Origin of the sequence: Tardiphaga sp. vice304, from assembly GCF_007018905.1 — a bacterium.
GTDB lineage: Bacteria > Pseudomonadota > Alphaproteobacteria > Rhizobiales > Xanthobacteraceae > Tardiphaga.
Genome location: NZ_CP041402.1, coordinates 1,701,132 through 1,718,958, shown reverse-complemented (window position 1 = coordinate 1,718,958; position 17,827 = coordinate 1,701,132). Strand labels below are relative to the sequence as shown.

18 protein-coding genes and 1 pseudogene are annotated in these 17,827 nt (G+C 60.0%); 13 read left to right on the top strand and 6 right to left on the bottom strand.

Annotated elements, in window-relative coordinates:
- The first annotated feature begins 52 nt into the window (after nucleotides 1-52).
- From FNL56_RS08140 to FNL56_RS08095, 11 genes and pseudogenes are all read left to right on the top strand, one after another.
- The gene (locus FNL56_RS08140; RefSeq protein WP_168202881.1) at nucleotides 53-214 is read left to right on the top strand and encodes a sigma factor; all 162 of its coding nucleotides are present in this window, start codon (nucleotides 53-55) and stop codon (nucleotides 212-214) included.
- A complete protein-coding gene (locus FNL56_RS08135; protein ID WP_143572336.1) occupies nucleotides 215-508 on the top strand; it encodes a sigma factor-like helix-turn-helix DNA-binding protein in 294 nt (97 codons plus the stop codon).
- Between the two features lie 220 nt (nucleotides 509-728).
- Entirely contained in the window at nucleotides 729-1,964 is a 1,236-nt protein-coding gene (gene trpB / locus FNL56_RS08130; RefSeq protein ID WP_143572335.1) for a tryptophan synthase subunit beta, read from the top strand.
- A gap of 746 nt (nucleotides 1,965-2,710) precedes the next feature.
- A complete protein-coding gene (locus tag FNL56_RS08125) occupies nucleotides 2,711-3,124 on the top strand; it encodes a fasciclin domain-containing protein (protein WP_143572334.1) in 414 nt (137 codons plus the stop codon).
- Between the two features lie 581 nt (nucleotides 3,125-3,705).
- The gene (locus tag FNL56_RS08120) at nucleotides 3,706-4,881 is read left to right on the top strand and encodes an FAD-binding domain-containing protein (protein WP_246660906.1); all 1,176 of its coding nucleotides are present in this window, start codon (nucleotides 3,706-3,708) and stop codon (nucleotides 4,879-4,881) included.
- Nucleotides 4,878-5,825 (top strand): NAD(P)/FAD-dependent oxidoreductase, encoded by a 948-nt coding sequence (locus FNL56_RS08115; protein ID WP_143572332.1) that lies wholly within the window; start codon nucleotides 4,878-4,880, stop codon nucleotides 5,823-5,825. The genes FNL56_RS08120 and FNL56_RS08115 overlap by 4 nt, the downstream gene beginning before the upstream one ends.
- Complete coding sequence (locus tag FNL56_RS08110) at nucleotides 5,822-6,643, top strand: methyltransferase family protein (RefSeq protein ID WP_143577686.1); 822 nt, start codon at nucleotides 5,822-5,824, stop codon at nucleotides 6,641-6,643. The genes FNL56_RS08115 and FNL56_RS08110 overlap by 4 nt, the downstream gene beginning before the upstream one ends.
- Entirely contained in the window at nucleotides 6,633-7,343 is a 711-nt protein-coding gene (gene ubiG / locus FNL56_RS08105) for a bifunctional 2-polyprenyl-6-hydroxyphenol methylase/3-demethylubiquinol 3-O-methyltransferase UbiG (protein WP_143572330.1), read from the top strand. The genes FNL56_RS08110 and ubiG overlap by 11 nt, the downstream gene beginning before the upstream one ends.
- Complete coding sequence (locus FNL56_RS08100; protein WP_143572329.1) at nucleotides 7,337-7,738, top strand: DUF4149 domain-containing protein; 402 nt, start codon at nucleotides 7,337-7,339, stop codon at nucleotides 7,736-7,738. The genes ubiG and FNL56_RS08100 overlap by 7 nt, the downstream gene beginning before the upstream one ends.
- Nucleotides 7,739-7,936: 198 nt before the next feature.
- A pseudogene (locus tag FNL56_RS28785) lies at nucleotides 7,937-8,086 on the top strand (transposase); the annotation flags it as partial.
- Complete coding sequence (locus FNL56_RS08095; protein WP_368039351.1) at nucleotides 8,017-9,039, top strand: IS3 family transposase; 1,023 nt, start codon at nucleotides 8,017-8,019, stop codon at nucleotides 9,037-9,039. The pseudogene FNL56_RS28785 and the gene FNL56_RS08095, both read left to right, overlap by 70 nt.
- A gap of 231 nt (nucleotides 9,040-9,270) precedes the next feature.
- Here FNL56_RS08095 and FNL56_RS08090 read toward each other — a convergent pair whose 3' ends face one another.
- From FNL56_RS08090 to FNL56_RS08065, 6 genes are read right to left on the bottom strand one after another with little or no spacing between them, the layout of a single operon-like run.
- Nucleotides 9,271-10,494, bottom strand: coding sequence for an alpha/beta hydrolase family protein (locus tag FNL56_RS08090; protein ID WP_143572327.1), 1,224 nt, complete (start codon nucleotides 10,492-10,494; stop codon nucleotides 9,271-9,273).
- A gap of 47 nt (nucleotides 10,495-10,541) precedes the next feature.
- On the bottom strand, nucleotides 10,542-11,381 hold the full coding sequence (locus FNL56_RS08085) for an ABC transporter permease (RefSeq protein ID WP_143572326.1): 840 nt from the start codon (nucleotides 11,379-11,381) through the stop codon (nucleotides 10,542-10,544).
- Nucleotides 11,374-12,186, bottom strand: coding sequence for an ABC transporter ATP-binding protein (locus FNL56_RS08080; RefSeq protein WP_246660905.1), 813 nt, complete (start codon nucleotides 12,184-12,186; stop codon nucleotides 11,374-11,376). Before FNL56_RS08080 ends, FNL56_RS08085 begins: the two co-directional genes overlap by 8 nt.
- The gene (locus tag FNL56_RS08075) at nucleotides 12,183-13,307 is read right to left on the bottom strand and encodes an ABC transporter substrate-binding protein (protein ID WP_143572325.1); all 1,125 of its coding nucleotides are present in this window, start codon (nucleotides 13,305-13,307) and stop codon (nucleotides 12,183-12,185) included. The genes FNL56_RS08080 and FNL56_RS08075 overlap by 4 nt, the downstream gene beginning before the upstream one ends.
- A complete protein-coding gene (locus FNL56_RS08070; protein WP_143577684.1) occupies nucleotides 13,244-14,488 on the bottom strand; it encodes a hypothetical protein in 1,245 nt (414 codons plus the stop codon). The genes FNL56_RS08075 and FNL56_RS08070 overlap by 64 nt, the downstream gene beginning before the upstream one ends.
- A 27-nt stretch (nucleotides 14,489-14,515) precedes the next feature.
- The gene (locus FNL56_RS08065; RefSeq protein WP_143572323.1) at nucleotides 14,516-15,742 is read right to left on the bottom strand and encodes an alpha/beta hydrolase family protein; all 1,227 of its coding nucleotides are present in this window, start codon (nucleotides 15,740-15,742) and stop codon (nucleotides 14,516-14,518) included.
- A 261-nt stretch (nucleotides 15,743-16,003) separates the two neighbouring features.
- On the opposite strand from FNL56_RS08065, the gene FNL56_RS08060 reads away from it, so the two are divergent.
- Both FNL56_RS08060 and FNL56_RS08055 read left to right on the top strand, forming a co-directional pair.
- Entirely contained in the window at nucleotides 16,004-16,624 is a 621-nt protein-coding gene (locus FNL56_RS08060) for a cupin domain-containing protein (RefSeq protein ID WP_143572322.1), read from the top strand.
- A gap of 203 nt (nucleotides 16,625-16,827) precedes the next feature.
- A complete protein-coding gene (locus tag FNL56_RS08055) occupies nucleotides 16,828-17,811 on the top strand; it encodes a Bug family tripartite tricarboxylate transporter substrate binding protein (protein ID WP_143572321.1) in 984 nt (327 codons plus the stop codon).
- The last annotated feature ends 16 nt before the right edge of the window (nucleotides 17,812-17,827 follow it).

Sequence of the window (17,827 nt, the reverse complement as noted above, 5' to 3'; positions counted from 1 at the left end):
GACCGGCGAAATCAGCCCTCTTAATAAGGGTTGCCAGCGAGGACCCGCTGCGTTGGCCGAGCTCTATCGCCTGACTGGCGGAAAGCTCTTCAACGTCGCTCTGTTGATTCTGAAAAGCCGCGACCTTGCCGAAGAGACCGTGCAACTAACCTACGTCAGGATCTGGAGAGATGCGGCGCGCTTCGACGGCTCGCTAGATCTGCCAATCGACTAGATGATTGCGATTGTTCGCAACCTCGCAATCGGCCATCTGCGCAAAGCCGATATCGGCCTTATTTCGCAAGGTGATAGTCTTACGCATCCGGAATGGCTGGCTATCCAGCAACCTGCACAGTATTGCGTATGCCTGCGTGGCGAGCCCGAGCCACATGGGCGCCTTGTCCTCGCGACAGCCTATCTTCACGAAGAAACCCGCAAACAGCTGTCGCAGCGTTTCGGTCTTTCGGTCGAGGCGGTGAAGGCCTTGCTTCGCAAGGCCCTGCTCGAGCTAGATCGCGCCCCGGAATGAACAGCTCCTGGCGAACCTCAACGACTACCACGCGCACCGTGCCGCTTCACCAACCCACCGGTAATCCGTTGCAATCGCGCTGCATTAAGACCTAGACGTATCCCGTCCATAAATTTGTTGGCTCGCAGTGATCCAACGCCGTCTTAACGACGTAAGAACTGTTGCAGACTGGATGCACCGAGCTGGCCCGCTGCCCGGCCGTACTTATTTTGGAATCAGGATGATTGCTGAAGACGTGAAATTAGTTGGCTCCAGTCCTGATGCGACGGGACATTTTGGTCCGTTCGGCGGACGTTTCGTTCCTGAAACCTTGATGCCGCTCATCCTCGACCTCGAGATTGCTTATGATAGCGCGAGGAAGGACCCTGTCTTTCGGGGTGAGATCGACAGCTACATGAAAGACTATGTCGGACGGCCGAGCCCTCTCTATTTCGCCGAGCGACTAACGCGGCATCTCGGCGGCGCCAAGATCTACTTTAAGCGCGACGAATTGAATCACACCGGCGCGCACAAGATTAACAATGTCCTGGGGCAACTTCTGATCGCGGTTCGCATGGGAAAACAGCGCATCATTGCTGAAACAGGCGCTGGCATGCACGGCGTGGCGACGGCGACCTTGTGCGCGCGCCTCGGCCTCAAATGCGTCGTTTACATGGGATGCGTCGATGTGGAACGGCAAAGTGCGAACGTCCTTCGGATGCGTATCCTTGGCGCAGAAGTGCGGCCTGTTGCGTCGGGGTCCGGGACGCTGAAAGATGCAATGAACGAGGCGTTGCGCGACTGGGTGACGAATGTTGGCGATACGTTCTACTGCATCGGCACCGTCGCGGGGCCGCATCCATATCCTGTCATGGTGCGTGATTTTCAGTGCGTCATCGGCAGGGAAACTCGGGCGCAAATGCTTCTGGCAGAAGGCCGGTTACCCGACTCGTTGATCGCATGTGTCGGCGGCGGCTCTAACTCCATCGGTCTTTTTCATCCATTCCTGGACGACATGAATGTTAGCATGCATGCAGTGGAAGCAGCCGGGCATGGTTTGGACACCGCCTCGCATGCAGCTTCAATCAACAGAGGGAGGCCCGGCGTACTGCATGGAAATCGCACCTATCTTCTGATGGATGATGACGGACAAATCGCCGAAGGGCACTCAATATCGGCCGGGCTAGACTATCCCGGGATCGGTCCGGAACATGCGTGGTTGAATTCTGTTGGCCGGGTGATCTATAGCACCGCAACCGACCAGGAGGCGCTGTTCGCTTTGAGCCTGTGTTCCAGACTTGAGGGCATCATCCCAGCTCTTGAGCCAGCGCATGCGATTGCTAAGGCAATCGAGCTCGCCCCCTCCAATCCAGAAGATCACCTGATGGTGGTAAATCTCTGCGGGCGGGGCGACAAGGATTTGTCGACGATAGCAAAGTTTCTCAAGGGTACGTCAGGCGGCGATAGCAGCGAGTAGACTTTTTCCAAATGCGGCAGCGCAGATCAAAATAGAAATTTAGCTCACTCTGGTAATCAGATGTCCCGATCACCGTCTATCTCCCTAAATCAATCACGTGCAGCGTTGCTTGGCAGTCTCGGTGTACTTCTACTCTGGCTATGCGCCTTGTTGCCCAATAAAACTACGAATGAGCGCATAATGATCATCGTGCCTCCGAAGCAGTGAGCATATCGATAAATTGACCGACGGGGCGCGTGGAATGGCCAATGGTGAAAACGGAAATTCTATGCTGGACTGCTATGCTTTCGAATTTGTGTAGAACCACCTCGGCGTGCCTATCGACGCCGATCGGCGGAGCGAGCCCGCGGACTGCGTCACCGCAACACACCAATGACCGGGTCTCCCGCAGCTGTAAGGTTGGTTCTAGGAGCGATAATCGCAGTGATATCCGACAATCGCGTGCGCTGGCAACTAATCCGGCGCGCGAAGATGGAAGTATGACGCAATTAAGTCTTACAGTGGAGATAAAAATATCGTTCTGCTTGCCGATATGACTGATCCAATTCGTTACCTGGCGCGTAGAACCTCAGGCACAGACTATTTACGTATCGAAACCATCGCTCGCGAGATCGAGCACCTGTGCTACAGCTCAGCTGACAATTGATCTGTCGTGATCTACCCGGACCAGGGTGCGCCAAGAAAGCGTCTCCTGGTATCGGTATTATCAGTGGTTCGATTAATTAATCCAACAGGAGTTAAAACTCATGCACGATATCGTCGATACTGCGGTTGCCGCTGGCAAATTCGGAACACTCGTGGCTGCAGTCAAGGCCGCCGGCCTTGTGGAGACACTGAAGAGCGCAGGCCCGTTCACCGTATTCGCGCCCACCGATGACGCCTTCGCAAAGCTTCCGGCTGGCACCGTCGATGACCTTCTCAAGCCCGAGAACAAGGCAAAGCTGGTTAAGATCCTGACCTACCATGTGCTTCCAGGGAAGGTGATGGCCGCTGACATCGCCGGCAAGACAATGCACGTCAAGACCGTCGAAGGCAGCGAAGTTGCCGTCGACGCCACCTCGGGTGTAAAGGTAGATGGCGCGACCGTCGTGATTGCCGACGTTGCCGCCTCTAATGGCGTGATCCACGCGATCGATCAAGTCATCATGCCGAAGCACTAAGCACACCCAGTGGTCTAGACGGCATCCGCCAGCCGGATGCCGTCTGGCTCAGCCCCGCCCGAGAGCGAGAGTACCGCGGTCGAGATCGCGCTTGCGACTTGCACGATGGCTGCGGCAAACCCTATTGTCTTCCGATCGGGTCAGGGTCGCCGCAAGGACTACAAACAAGCATTCGGTTGTCTCGAGCCTCGCACTTTTTGATTTTATCGCCGCAACTTTATAGAGCGCATTGCGGACTCTACCGGACAACATCTCTGTTTAATCTGCTTTCTGTCCGCGATCTTCGCTAACGGTGTTACTTGGGATAATTGCGCGGTCAGCCCTGTAATAACAATGGATGCTCCAAGCTCAACTTGCTTTAAGCAAGACAAATCAACGCACCATGATGCGCCTGCACCAAAAGTGCGTCAAAGCCTCTTTTTATGCTGACAATGGGCCAGTCCAATGCCGATTGACAGAAGATATGCGTTTTCTTCTGGATACTGTGAATCTTTAGACTACATCTCGCAAGCTATAACCTATCAGGCCGTGACAGATAAATGCTAGATCTTACTGCCACTCGTGAGCACGGATTGATCCGGATGAAGGCCTTCACGCCGGCTATGGGGCAGCAATATGCGAATGGGCGCAGCTATGACATCGGGCCCAGGAATCGCGAGGCGGTGTCTGTGCTGTCGCCCTGGATCCGCCGCCGTCTGGTGACCGAGAGCGAGGTCATAGCCGCGGCGCTGGCGGCGCACGGGCTGACGACGGCTGGCAAATTCATCGAAGAGGTTATTTGGCGTAGTTATTTCAAGGGTTGGATGGAGCGCCGCCCGCAAGTCTGGGACAGCTACCGCAACGGGCTCCTCGACGATTTGGCTAAACTTGGACGTGACAGCCGATTGCGCCTTAACTTGTCCTGCGCCGAAGCTGGCGAGACGGGCTTGGACTGTTTCGACTCTTGGTCGCGGGAATTGGTCGAAACCGGCTATCTGCACAATCATGCGCGCATGTGGTTTGCATCGATATGGATCTTCACGCTGGGCCTGCCGTGGCGTCTGGGTGCAGATTTCTTCTATCGCCACCTCATCGATGGCGATCCGGCGTCGAACACGTTGGGCTGGCGGTGGGTTGCGGGCTTGCACACGCGCGGCAAACCCTATCGCGCGCAGGCATGGAACATCGCCACCTTTACCGGGCAGAGATTTACCCCAAGCGACAGCAACCTTGCTGAGGTCGTGGCAGGGCTGGAGGCGTACGAGCCCGATGGGCTACCCCCTTTGCTGCCGTTGCGGGCCGTCACGACGCCGCAGCGTTGCAGACCGACTGGCCTCCTCATCACGGAAGAAGACTGTGGGATCGAGGACTTTGCGCACGATAGCCTGGACATTCGAGCGGCTGCCACGCTGGCGGCCAGTCACCTGAGGTCGCCGCTCCCAGTAGCGGATGCGGTCGCGCAATTTGAAAATGTGGCGCTTGCCGATACCGTTTCGCGCACGAAGATTCCTGGGGCCGCCCTGCGAGCTGATCATTCCGAAGTGCTGGCGCGTTGGGCGGAAGGCGCGGATGTGACGCAGATCGTCACGCCTTATGTTCCACGCGGACCTCTGTATGACTGGTTAACCGAAGCTGTGCCGGTGCTGGCCGCGCGGGGGATCGTGCTCGCGGAATGGCGGCGCGACTGGGACAGTGCGATCTGGCCCGACGCGACGGCCGGGTTCTTCAAAGTCAAACAGCAAATCCCACGCATCTTGCATGAGATGGGGTTGGCATGATCCCTGTCGTGATCGTGGGCGCGGGCATCGCGGGGCTGGCTTGCGCGCAGCGGCTGATGCAGGCCGGTGTGCGCACGGTCCTATTTGAAAAGGGGCGCGGGATCGGCGGGCGGGTGGCGACCCGCCGGGCAGACGGGCTGCAATTCGACCATGGCGCGCAATACGTGACCGCGAAGGGCGTAGATTTTGCCGCGGTATTGCGGAAGCTCGTTGCCGCGGGCTCTGCTATTCCATGGCCCGATGGGTCGGGACGCGCCCGCGTGGTGGGCATGCCAGGTATGGCGACAATAGGAAAGGCGTTGGCGGCAGGGCTGGACATCCGCCAGGGAGTGCAGATCAACACTATTAGACCTAGCAAAGGCGGTTGGCAGGTATTGGCGGGGGATTCGTGTTACCCTGCCGCTCGCGTCGTCGTCACCGTTCCTGCACCGCAAGTGGAGGGTCTTCTGAGCGCGAACCATTCACTGGTGGCAATGATCGGCGAGGTGCGGATGGATCCTTGCTTGACGCTGATGGCTGGTATCCTGGCGCGCCCGCCCTTCGTGACCCGCGAGTCTCCGGATGAACCGCTTGCGTGGATCGCGCAAAACAGCGCGAAGCCGGGGCAACCTGCGATCAGTGTTTCGAACGGCGCTGTGGCCTGGGTGGCGCAGGCTAGTCCGACATTCAGCTCCGCACATCTGGAGGATGACCCAGCTACAATCGCCGCGCTCATGCTGCCGATGCTTTGCGACCGGCTTGGCGTGACGATTGACCGTGTGAGCCACGCCGCTGCGCACCGCTGGCGATACGCGCGCGTGACGGCTCCACTCGGCAAGCCGTTTCTGCGCGATGCCGGCGGGTCGCTCTACCTTGGCGGTGACTGGTGCATCGGTCCACGCGTCGAAGCTGCCTGGACAAGCGGTACGGCCATCGCCAACGATCTAGTGGCGCAGATGTCATGACCGCCGACCCCCGTATCGCCCGCCTGATCGCCCTGATCCGCGCGGCCTGGAGCCCGCCGCCAGGGGCAGGAAGGATCGCACTAGCAATAGCGCTTGGGCTGGTCTGCCATGCGGTCTTCGCCGCGGCCGTGCTTGCCATGATCGCCGCCATGCTATTCGGCCTGAGCGAGAGCCTTGGCCGCGTGCCCTGGCCCTGGGCACTGTTGGCGAACCTGGCGTTGATCCTGCAGTTTCCGCTTGCCCACTCGCTGCTCTTGACCGGCCCCGGTGGGCGGTGGCTCGCCCGCGTGATCCCAGGCCCGCATGGCGCGACGCTCGCCACCACCACCTACGCAATTATTGCATCGGCGCAGCTTTTGGCGCTATTCGCGCTTTGGACGCCATCGGGCATCGTCTGGTGGCGGGCTGAGGGCACGGCGTTCTGGGCTATTTGCGCTGTCTATGCTGCAAGCTGGCTGCTACTATTGAAAGCTAGCTTCGACGCGGGTGCTGAGGTTCAGTCGGGCGCACTCGGATGGATGTCTTTGATGGCGCGGATCCGCCCTGTGTTCCCCGACATGCCGACCGATGGTCTTTTCCGGGTGATCCGTCAGCCGATCTACGTGGCTTTTGCGCTGACGCTCTGGACGGTGCCGGTTTGGACGCCGGACCAGTTAGCGCTGGCTGTCTGCTACACCGCCTATTGCCTGCTGGCGCCCCGACTGAAAGAACGCCGCTTTGCCGCGCGCTATGGTGACCGGTTCCAACGCTACCGCGACACTATTCCCTACGCCGTGGCCCGCCGGTCGCGAGCCAAGGACCGTCCCCATGCGCAATGATCAGACGATCTACGATCGGGTGGCTGACCAGTGGTGGTCGGACGAGGTGCGGTGGGTACGCACACTGAAGAACCTCGTGCCAGGGCGACTGAAATGGTTCGACCGACATTTCGAGTGGTCAGGAAAGGACGTGCTCGATCTGGGATGTGCCGGTGGCTTCATGGCCGAGGCGATGGCAGAGCGGGGGGCCCGCGTGACCGGTATCGACCCGGCGGCTGAGGCGGTGGCGGCGGCCCGCTGCCATTCAAGCGCCATGGGCCTGACAATCCACTATGACGTGGGCGCTGGCGAGGCACTGCCCTATGCCGCCGCGAACTTCGATGCGGTAGTCTGCGTCGACGTACTGGAGCATGTGGCCAATCTAAGCCGCGTGCTGGCCGAGATTGCACGCGTGTTGCGCCCTGGCGGGGTGCTCCTATTCGACACGATCAACCGCAATCCGATCGCGCGCCTTGTTACGATCACCGTGGCCGAGGACGTACTGCGCCTGTTGCCGAAAGGCACACATGATCCAGCACTCTTCATCAAGCCGCGTGAGTTGCACCACGCGATACAGGGTGCGGGCCTGGTGCCCGGCCCCATCACAGGGCTTGGCCCGTGCGGCGTGAACCGGCGGCTGGACCTGAAATTTGGGCCGCTGCCAGTGACTGCAATTCTCTACATGGGGATCGCACGCAAACCGGAGACCTACAGATGCTAACCGCCGCACTTCTGATCACGGCGCTCCTTTTCGGAGGAATAACGCTTTATTCGTTCGGCTTTGCGGCCTTCCTCTTCAGCGCCTTACCTCCTGATGTGGCGGGGCCAACGATACGCCGCGCGTTTCCGCTGTTCTACCTTTTCGTCATGGGTACGGCTGCGGTAGCGACAGCGCTGGTCTGGCCTTTTGATCCTCTGTCGGCCGTGCTGCTGACGACCATCGCAGTAACTACGCTGCCCGTCCGTCAGATTCTGATGCCTGCAATTAACCGGGCTACGGACACAGGGGCGCGGGCACGATTCAATGCGCTGCACGGACTGTCAGTGGCGATCACACTGGCTCATATCGCGCTCGCCGGCGTTGTACTGGCGCGTTTTGTCGGTGGACTAGCCTAAAGATCGATCGAATTTTTCGATTTCTGCGGAAAGTATTGGATTAAATTCGGCTCGGCGTTATTAGCAAACACTAATCTGCTCTTCCGTAAACCTGGCTCGCTTCATCTCCGTCCTTCAGATGATCTGAGGCCGCCAAACTGGACCACTTATGGCTAGAGTTTTCCGCTAGACTTCCCGGGCTGGAAGGAGCGGAGAACAATGAAGGCATCGAAGTTTTCGGAGGCCCAGAAGTCGTTCATTTTGAAGCAAGGCGCTGATGGCATGCCGGTGGCGGACATCTGCCGGAAGGCGGGGATCAGCGCGGCGACCTATTTCAACTGGAAGAAGAAATACGACGGCTTGCTGCCGACCGAGATGCGGCGGTTGAAGCAACTCGAGGACGAGAACGCCAAGCTGAAGCGGATTGTGGCCGACCTTTCGCTGGACAAGGAGATGCTGCAGGACGTCATCCGCCGAAAAATTTGAGGCCTGTTCGTCAGCGCAAGCTCGTCGACGGGATCTGTGGTGAATGGGGCATCTCGATCCGGCGCGCCTGCCGGGTATTCGAGGTCGACACCTCAACCTATCACTACAAATCGCGGCGACCCGAACAGGCCAGTCTCGAGGCGAGAATCCGAGAGATCTGCCAGACCCGGGTACGCTTCGGCTACCGGCGTGTTCATGTGCTGCTGCGGCGTGAGGGATGGCAACTCGGCCAGAACAAGACACGGCGCATCTATCGCGAATTAGGCCTGCAATTGCGCAACAAAACGCCGAAACGAGGGATCAAGGCCAAGCTGCGGGACGATCGCAAAGCTGCCACCCAGCCGAACGAAACCTGGGCGATGGATTTTGTTCATGATCAGCTGGCCACCGGCAATAAAATTCGTGTGCTGACGATCGTCGATCTTTTCTCGCGCTATGTGCCGGCCCTTGATCCGCGCTTCAGTTACCGGGCCGAGAACGTCGTTCAGAAGCTGCAGGAAATCTGCTCAGTGGCCGGCTATCCAAAGACCATCCGTTGCGACCAGGGCTCGGAGTTTATCTCCCGTGACCTCGATCTGTGGGCCTACGTCAATGGCGTCACGCTGGACGTCAGCCGGCCTGGCAAGCCGACCGACAACGCGTTCATCGAAGCCTTCAACGGGCGCTTCCGCGCAGAGTGTCTGAACACTCATTGGTTCCTTACCCTTGACGACGCCCGGACAAAATTGGAGGATTGGCGCAGATACTACAACGAAGAACGCCCCCATGGGGCAATCGGGCAGAAGACCCCGATTTCGTTGCTCAATCGTGACGGCGCAACCAGCCCGCCATCATGACAAAGCCGGAAAACTCTAATTGCCGGTGGTCCAAACTTCGGTCTCAGAGCACAGAAAATCGGACTCTAACTTCAACTTAAGGAAATCGGCGGGGCAGGTCAGGATTCAAAAGTAGAGGCATGAGAGGCTGACTGAAAAAGAAGCTGAGTGGCGTGCCGATTAACAGCCGGGGACGCGCAGCACTCTGCACTGGTATCGGCGGCTTCCCTAGGACGACTTGAAGATCGTCTATCAGGTCTTGATGAGGCCGTGCTGATCTATGCCGAATTTGTCGGCCAGCCAGTCCAGCATGAGTTCCTGGCCCAGTGTCGGATTGTCGTGCTGGCAGTGCTCGGCGCCGGTCGTATCCGCCTCCACCAGAATGAAGGTCACATCGACGCCGACAGATTTGGCGTATTGATACCCCTCCTTGGCGGCTTCGACGCCCAGCACGTCGTGTCCACCGTGCAGGATCAGATAAGGACACTTCATGTTTTCGAACGCGCCGCGCAGGTCAAAATTGCGGGTCTTCTCCGCAACGCCTTTCATCGTGTCGGCGCCGAACACCCACTTCATGTGACCAGCGAGGCCGTGATCCTCGGCGCGGTCCTTGTAGCGATCATAGAGGCTGAGCACGCCGCCGTGCGAAATCGCCGCCGCCAGGCGGGGCTCCATGCAGCCGGCCCGTGCGGCGTGATAGCCACCGAACGACGACCCGGAGACTGCGATGCGGCCGGGATCGACGTCGTCCCGCAGCTCCAGCCAGTCGATACATTTGCCGACCGGCACCTCGTAGTCGTAACGCGTGACCAGCCCGTAGCGGCGCAGGGTTGCGCCCTGCCCCGGCCCGTCCATCAGCAACACCGAGATACCGCGCTGCAGGGCACCGCGGCCGGTCATGAACCACAGCTCATCCTTAAAGGAGTCGAGGCCGCCGAACGAAATCAGCACCGGCTGCTTGCCGTCACCGAACGGCGAACGAAAGAAATAGCCCGTCATCGGCATGCCGGGCTCGTAGGGAATCTCGACGATCTCGCCCTTTGGCACCGTCCAGTTCATGAAGCGATGAGTGGCGGCCTCACACTTATCGAACGTCGGTAGTCGGCGGGGATCGGCGGGATCGAGCCAGAATTCGGCCGAACGATACATATCGGCCGCGCGCAGATAGCAGTTCATCGCGGTCTGAATATGGCCATAGGCCTCGGCCTGTTCGCCACGCGCCATGCTGGCGTTGGCCACGATCATCCATTCATTGTGCCAGCTATCGTAGTTGCCAGGGATCATCCGGCTCGCCGCCAGAAAACTCTCCGAAACCGTTCCACCGCCCTCCTGCGTCTCGCCCAGCGAACGCCGGAACTGATAGGACGGCCAGGGATATTTCGGCCAGTGGTGCCAGCCATAAGGCTCGTAATGGGCGTGTTCGTCCACCACTTCGGAGTCGATCAGTTTCTTCTCGGCGGCGCTGGCGCTGGTCATGCAGATGCTCGAATCGTTGGATGGCAATGAAAGGTGAAACTTCGAGGCTAGGTCGTCTTCATGCCCCACTTCTCGATCGTCCGGCGCTCGACCCAGTCGAAGAACCAGTTCTCCGAGACCCAGCCGATCATCGCGATGGTGATCATGCCGGTGATCATGATGTCCGGCCGCAGCTGCCAGCGCGCGTCGTCGATCAGGAAGCCGAGCCCGGTGATGGACGAGATCATTTCCGCGCCGACGATGACGCGCCAGCCTACGCCGTAGGTGAGCCGCATGCCGGTGATGATGTAGGGCAGCGATCCCGGAATGAGGATGCGCCAGGTATATAACCTGCGCGACGCCAGATAGACGCGGGCGACGTCGGTGTACTGGCCGCTCAGCGTTTGCACCCCGGTCATGGTGTTGAACATGATCGACCAGACGCCGGAGAAGAAGATAACGAAAACCGTAGATTTGAAGCCGACCCCGAACCAGAGGATGGAGAGCGGAATCCAGGCGATACCCGGGATCGGATAAAGCAGCCGGCACAGCGGAAGAAACGCCGCGCGCGCGGTCGGTGATGCGCCCAGCGCCAGGCCGGCGGGAATGCCGACCAGCGCGGCCAGCAAGACGCCAGTGACCTGCCGGCCGACGCTGGCCGCGGTGTTGGTCAGCAGCTTGCCGTTGGCGATCAATTCCTGAAACGCGAGAACGACCTTCCAGGGCGATGGGAACGCCCACACCGGCATCAGACCGAGCCGGTAGACAATCTCCCATCCGGCGATGAAGACGACCATGGTGGAGATACCCAGCAGCCGGTCGCGGCCCGGCACCATCCGGCCCAGAATCCTAGACGCGGCAAGAGTGGCACCGGCCTCGCTGGCTTTGTTGTACGATAAATCAGCCATGGGATGCTCCGACCATCATGTCCCGTTGCTCGAGGACAGCCGCGCGCTCGATTTCCTCGTTGAGCACGGCGCGGACCTCGCGCTGCCGCTCGTTCATCGCCGTGCCGGTCATGTCGCGCGGCCGCGGTTCACTGATCGCGATGACTTCCTTGATGCGCCCCGGCCGTGCCGTCATGACCACGATACGGTCGGACAAGTAGATCGCCTCTTCGATAGAATGGGTCACGAAGATCACGGTCTTGCGGTATTCGCGCCAGATGCGCAGCAGTTCGTCCTGCAGCGTCTGGCGCGTCTGAGCGTCGAGCGCGCCGAACGGCTCGTCCATCAGCAACAGCGACGGATCAACGGCGAGCGCGCGCGCGATCGAGACCCGCTGTTTCATGCCGCCCGACAGATGGTGTGGATATCGATCTGCGAAATCGGCAAGGCCCACAACCCGCAGCAATTTGTCGGAAATCTTTCTTCGTTCGGCCGCCGCCATCCGGCGCGCTTCCAGCCCGAATTCGATGTTGTCGCGGACGCTCATCCAGGGAAACAGCGCGTAGTCCTGAAACACGACGGCCCGCTCGGGACCGGGGCCGTCGATCGCCTGGCCATTGATGGCCACCTCCCCGGATGTTGCGGGAATGAGGCCGGCGACGATCTTTAGCAAGGTCGACTTGCCGCAGCCGGAGGGACCGAGAAGGCAGACGAACTCGCCTTCCTGGATCTCCAGATTGATGTCGATCAGCGCGGCCATGTCCGCACCCTGCGACGTGTACTTCTTGCTCAGCGATTTGATGATCACCATGTCCGAGCGGCTCACTTGAGCTTTTCGTAGCCGGGATAACCCGGATATTTCTCGGCCAGCGACATATCGACGGCGTCCTGGTAGGTGACGGGCTTCTGCAGCAGGCCGTCCTCTTTCATCCAGCCGATCAACGCTTCGATCCAGGCTTTCGGCGGCTCGTTATATTGCCAGCCGCAACTGTCATACGACTTGTCGAGGAGCGAGATGTCGATGTTCGGCGTGTAATGCTTCAGGACCTCGAGACCCGTCTTCTTGTCGGTCTTCATCAAGTGCACGGCGTCGAGATGCGCCCACACAAGGCGTTTGGCGAGTTCAGGATGCTCCTTGATAAACTTGCGGGTCATGATCATGCCGTTTCGCAGCATGTCCGAATCCAGCTTGGTCTTGTCGATCAGGTCGTTCGGCGCCAGAAGCAGCTTGGCACCCTTCCCGAGCGCGTCGGTGCCGTAGGGCTCGAACGGGAACGCGGCGGCAATGTCGCCGGTAAGCAAAGCAGATGCGACCTCCGGTACCGGAACGAGCGCCAGTTGCACATCTTTTTCGGAGAGCCCGAAACGCGGCAGGATCTGCTTGGTCAGGGTCAGCGCCTGCACGTCGAACTTGGTGACGATGCCGACGCGCTTGCCCTTGACGTCGGCCCACGATTTGACGTTCGGTCCGGCAATCATCATCGCGCAATTGGCGGATGACGCGGCGACGATGACGCTATCGATGCCGGCGGAAAGATAGCGGATCGAGGATGCGTACTGGTTATAACCGACGTCGAAATCACCGATCGACATCTGCTGGTTGGAACGCTGATAATTCCCGCCCATGAACTCGACCTTGACGCCGTACTTATCCCACAGCTTGAGGTGTTCCGCGATGAACGGCTGGATGTGGTCGTATCCCGGGGCCCCGGCAACGACGCGGACCTTGTAATTGTCCTGCTGCGCCGCGGCGCTGCCGGCCAACGCGATGCAGGCGCAGAAGCCGAGTAATACACTCTTCAACGTCATCGTCATGATCCCCTGGCAATATGCATTGACGCTCACCGAGCGAATTACTAAATCCTTGCGAAGCAGCCGCCCGGCTACTCCGCCGCAACGTCCTGTCGCGACGGCGCATGTTCCGTAATCGTCTGCACCACCGGCCATGCTTTGGTCATGGATGCCAGCGCGGCCACCTCATGCGCTGCGATCCGTGACAGCACTTCACCGGCCTTGGCGAGGTCTGCCTCGTAGCGAAGCGTCTTGAACAACTCCGAAGATGCTTGCATTTCCTGTGCCGCAGCAAGCACGTCGGCATTCGCCAGGCCGCGCACGCCCAGTTCTGCGGCGACACGCCGGAGATAGCCGGCAGCGCCTGCCCGGCCAAGCACGCCGTGGTTCGGAATGTTGCCGCGCACGAACAGCGGGATCGTTGCGCCATTGGGCCCATTGGTATCCTTCACCGCGCCGCTGACGACCAGGGCCGCGAAGGCCGCCATGCCAGGCGCGCCGGTCTCGAAGCGCGGGATCTGCCACTGGTTGCCAAACAGCGCATAGGGCTTCGGATACTCCCCGGACAGGATCTTGAGGTTACGCCGGAACGAATGCCGGATCGATTGCGTGATGTCCCAGTGCGGATCACGCTCGGGCTCGACCCAGACCATCAGGTATGGGCCATAGCCGTCATGCAAACTCCACTCGCCGCCGAACGGGTGGTGATGTTCCCAGGGCTCGTAGCCCTTCGGCCCGCGCTGCATCGACTGCTCCCATGCGGCGCGAAACACGTCGATCGGCGCTTCGTAGCGCGAGTGCGGTAAGATATCGTTGGGTTCGAAGATCGTGACCGTGCCACGTTGCAAATCGTAACCGGCGACCACGACGTGGTGACCAAACCCGGTCTTGCCCATCGTCTCATGCTGGAATTTAAGCCGCGGCGACGTCTTGGCGCCATAAGGCAGCATCAGCGAATAATGCAGCCCGACCTGGACCGGAATGCCGCGATCGACCAGACCACAGAGCTTGGTGAAGGCCTCGTCGAAGCCCCCCTCATGGTCCTGCTCCCAGTGCCCGACGTAGCCGAGCGCCTTCGGCGTATATTCCCAGATTTCATGGAAGGCCCCTGCGCCGCCGTTGAACGCAGGCGCGCCCCATACCGGGCTCCAGCGAAACGAAAAGCCGTCGCCCGACGTGCCGTCCGCAAACAGCACGTCGCTCTCGCCGTGCAGCCGGAGCATTCCCAACATGCCGGTGAAATAACAGCGGCCCGAATTGCCGCCTTCGGGATACCCTTTCGGTCCCATCCAGGTCATCGAGTAGTAGGCGTCGCCATAGGACTTCACTTCGGACATCGCGATCTCCTTTCGAGGCGGTTTGGATCAAATCAAGGGATTGGTGGCTTTCTTGCGCAATTCGCGTTCGTCGATACCGAACACACCGGCGAGCCAGTCGGCCATCAGTTCCTGCCCGATGGTCGGGTTGTCGTGCTGGCAGTGGTCGGCACCGGTTTCCTCTTCGGTCACCAGACGCAAGGTCGCATTGACGCCCTTGGCCCTGGCATAATCGTAGACCCGCGAAGCCTGCGCCACGCCGAGCACGTCATGGCCGCCGTGAACGATCAGGTATGGGCATTTCATATTCTCGAGGTGGCCTTCGAGCGTGAACGGCCGGGCCTTTTCCAGCGCCTCCTTCATCGAAGACGCGCCGAACACGGTCTTGATGTGATCAGCAAGGCCATGCGTCTCGGTCGCATTGGCCCACAACTCCGAGATCGACCAGATCGCGCCGTGCGAAATCGCTGCCGCCAGGCGATGTTCGTAGGATCCGGCGCGCGCCGCGTAGAAGCCGCCGAGCGACGAACCGCACACCGCGATGCGCGCCGGGTCGACGTCGTCGCGGGTTAGCAGGTAATCGATGCACTTGCCGATCGGGACTTCGTAGTCGACGCGGGTCGGCAAGCCGTGCCGGCGTAACGTGCCGCCCTGCCCCGGGCCGTCGATCATCAGCACCGAGATGCCGCGCTGCAGGGCGCCGTGCGCCTGCATGAACCACATTTCGTCTTTGATCGAGTCAAGGCCCCCCATGCAGATCAGAGCCGGCTGCTTGCCGGTATCGAACGGCGCACGGACAAAATACGCAAACAGGGTTTTGTCGTTCTCGTAGGGTATCTGCAGGACTTCGCCCGCGGGATTGAGGTTCGAAATGAATTTTCGAGAACACTCCTCCATGTCGGTGAAGGCTTCGATTCGGCGCGGATCGGTGTATTTGAGCCAGAACTCGGTGTGACGATAATAATTGGCCGCGCGCAGCCAGCAATTCATCGCCGTGCGCACATGGCCTTTGCCGAACTCGGAATCACCGCGCTCCTGGTTGAAGTCGGCAATCCGCTTCCACTCGCGGTGCCAGCTCTCCTCGTCGCCCGGGATCATCCGGCTGGCGGCCAGGAAGCACTCCGACACCGCGCCACCGCCCTCCTGCGTCTCGCCGAGGGCGCGCCGGAACTGATAGCTCATCCAGGGAAACTGCGGCCAGTGGTGCCAGCCATAGGGCTGATACACACCGTGCGTTTCGTTGGTGACCTGATCGATGAGGAACTCTTCGGACATCCGCTTCCTTCCCAAGTACGGCTTGCAGCAATGCTCCGCTCCGGGAGCTGATCCGGAAAAGCTAACAGCGTGAAATTTTTAATTCAAGTCATTTGAATTCAGTTCCTTTTTGCTTTCTCATTGAGCAAGCCCGATTACTTTCTGAGCACGTGTGTGCCATGAAGCGCGGCGGGTGTTCGGGGTTGCGATATGATCGCAGTTGTCGTCAAAGTTTCAGTGATGGAACGTAGGCGCTCGCTTGGCTCACGATTTGGATTTTAGATGTTGAAGACGAAGAAGCGGCCCTCCTCGAAGCAGAAGCCGGCCGCCGTGCCCGCTGGAAACAACGAATATCTGGGGGTGCGTCTGCGCCACGGCCGGATGACCAAGGGGTTGCGCCTCAAGGACGTCGCCGAGGCCGCCGATTGTTCGGAAAGCATGATCTCCAAGATCGAGAACGGCCGCGCTGTGCCGTCGCTCAACGCGCTTTACCGGATCGCCGAGGTACTGGAACTGACGGTGGGCCAGCTATTCGAAAAACCGTCCGAGCCCGACGGGCTTCTGTCGAGGGCCGGCGAGCGGCCGATCGTCAAGACGGATCCGCTGCGCAGCGGACCGGGGCTGACGCTGGAGCGTTTGATCCCTTACGACAAGGCCCGCCTGTTGCAGGGCAGCATCCACAACCTCGCCCCCGGCGGCAGCGGCGGAGGGCTGGTGACGCACGAGGGCGAGGAAGTCGCCTATATCATCGAAGGGCAGGTCGAACTGATCATCGGTGACGCCAAGTACCTGCTCAACACCGGTGATTCGATCTGCTATCGCTCCGAGATTCCGCACGGCTACAAGAATTCGAGCGGCAAGCCGGCAAAGTTCATCGTCGTGAACACACCGCCGAGCTTCTGAGGTTGTTTGACATCCATTCAAGTTGCTTGAATACTGGTGCCCGATCCCGGGAGCCAAGCCATGCAGAGGCACGACGGTCTAAGTACATGTAAAATCCGTCGCACCGCGAACGGCGGACAGGTCCCGTCAAACTTCCGGCGGGCTGCCTTCGCGAACGACATTTCTGGAACGGGGTCCAACCATATCTCCGCAGGGAGAGCTTTATGATCGGCCGAAGGATGCTGGATGTCAGATGGGCTTGGCTGCTTGCTGTGACATTAGCCTTGCCTTGGGTGAACGGCGCCCGGGCGCAAGCGCAGCACACCCGGCCAATCAAAGTCATCGTTCCCTTTCCTGCGGGAGATCTTGTCGACATCATCGCGCGACTTCTCGCCGACGGTATGGCGAAAAGTCTTGGGCAGCCACTCGTCATCGAGAACCGGCCCGGCGGGTCCGGACTCACCGGACTGCAGGCGACCGCAACTGCCCAGCCGGATGGCCATACCCTGACGGTCGGCCAGCTCGGAAGCATGGTGATCACGCCCATCATGAACAAATGGCAGTTCGACGTGCGAGCAAGTCTCGAACCGGTGGCGCTTACCTATGTGAATTACATTGCGATACTCACGACGCCTGCCCTTCCGGTTACCTCCCTGCGAGGACTTATCGACTACTCCAGGGCAAATCCTGGAACCGTGAAGATTGCAACGGTCGGGCTTGGTAGCTTCCCGCATCTGATGTTCGAGATGCTGCGCAAGCAAGCGGGGCTCGACTACGTTCACGTCCCCTACAGGGGCGGCGTGCAGATCGTTCCCGACTTGGTCTCCGGACGGATCGAGGCCGGCTCGCTCAGCTTTGCCAACAGCCTGAGCTATACCACCGACGGTTCGTTGCGGGCACTTGCCGTCAGCGCCCGGACCCGCAACCCGGCGGCGCCGGATATGCCGACCATCAGCGAAACCGTTCCCGACTTCACGATGCTGGGCTGGTTCGGCTTCTTCGCGCCGAAGGGAACTCCGCCTGCCATGATCGAACGCATCAATGCCGCAGTGAACCGCGCCATTGCGGATCCGGACACGCAGAAGCACGTCAAGAGTCTGCATATCGACCCTTCTCCCGGCACGCCCGCAGATCTCGGCCGCCTCTGGCAAAGCGACTACAGCCGATTTACCGGCCTGATCAACGAACTCGGTATCGCCGCTCAATAGTCCGGCTTTGCCAAGC

Bases quoted from the DNA above. Each gene is read 5' to 3' on its own strand.
- trpB (WP_143572335.1), top strand. From the start codon at position 729: ATGATTGCTGAAGACGTGAAATTAGTTGGCTCCAGTCCTGATGCGACG.
- FNL56_RS08070 (WP_143577684.1), bottom strand. From the start codon at position 14,488: ATGTCCGAAGTGAAGTCCTATGGCGACGCCTACTACTCGATGACCTGG.
- FNL56_RS08120 (WP_246660906.1), top strand. From the start codon at position 3,706: ATGAAGGCCTTCACGCCGGCTATGGGGCAGCAATATGCGAATGGGCGC.
- FNL56_RS08075 (WP_143572325.1), bottom strand. From the start codon at position 13,307: ATGGCCGGTGGTGCAGACGATTACGGAACATGCGCCGTCGCGACAGGA.
- ubiG (WP_143572330.1), top strand. From the start codon at position 6,633: ATGCGCAATGATCAGACGATCTACGATCGGGTGGCTGACCAGTGGTGG.
- FNL56_RS08135 (WP_143572336.1), top strand. From the start codon at position 215: ATGATTGCGATTGTTCGCAACCTCGCAATCGGCCATCTGCGCAAAGCC.
- FNL56_RS08115 (WP_143572332.1), top strand. From the start codon at position 4,878: ATGATCCCTGTCGTGATCGTGGGCGCGGGCATCGCGGGGCTGGCTTGC.
- FNL56_RS08110 (WP_143577686.1), top strand. From the start codon at position 5,822: ATGACCGCCGACCCCCGTATCGCCCGCCTGATCGCCCTGATCCGCGCG.
- FNL56_RS08065 (WP_143572323.1), bottom strand. From the start codon at position 15,742: ATGTCCGAAGAGTTCCTCATCGATCAGGTCACCAACGAAACGCACGGT.
- FNL56_RS08125 (WP_143572334.1), top strand. From the start codon at position 2,711: ATGCACGATATCGTCGATACTGCGGTTGCCGCTGGCAAATTCGGAACA.
- FNL56_RS08060 (WP_143572322.1), top strand. From the start codon at position 16,004: ATGTTGAAGACGAAGAAGCGGCCCTCCTCGAAGCAGAAGCCGGCCGCC.
- FNL56_RS08085 (WP_143572326.1), bottom strand. From the start codon at position 11,381: ATGGCTGATTTATCGTACAACAAAGCCAGCGAGGCCGGTGCCACTCTT.
- FNL56_RS08100 (WP_143572329.1), top strand. From the start codon at position 7,337: ATGCTAACCGCCGCACTTCTGATCACGGCGCTCCTTTTCGGAGGAATA.
- FNL56_RS08055 (WP_143572321.1), top strand. From the start codon at position 16,828: ATGATCGGCCGAAGGATGCTGGATGTCAGATGGGCTTGGCTGCTTGCT.
- FNL56_RS08090 (WP_143572327.1), bottom strand. From the start codon at position 10,494: ATGACCAGCGCCAGCGCCGCCGAGAAGAAACTGATCGACTCCGAAGTG.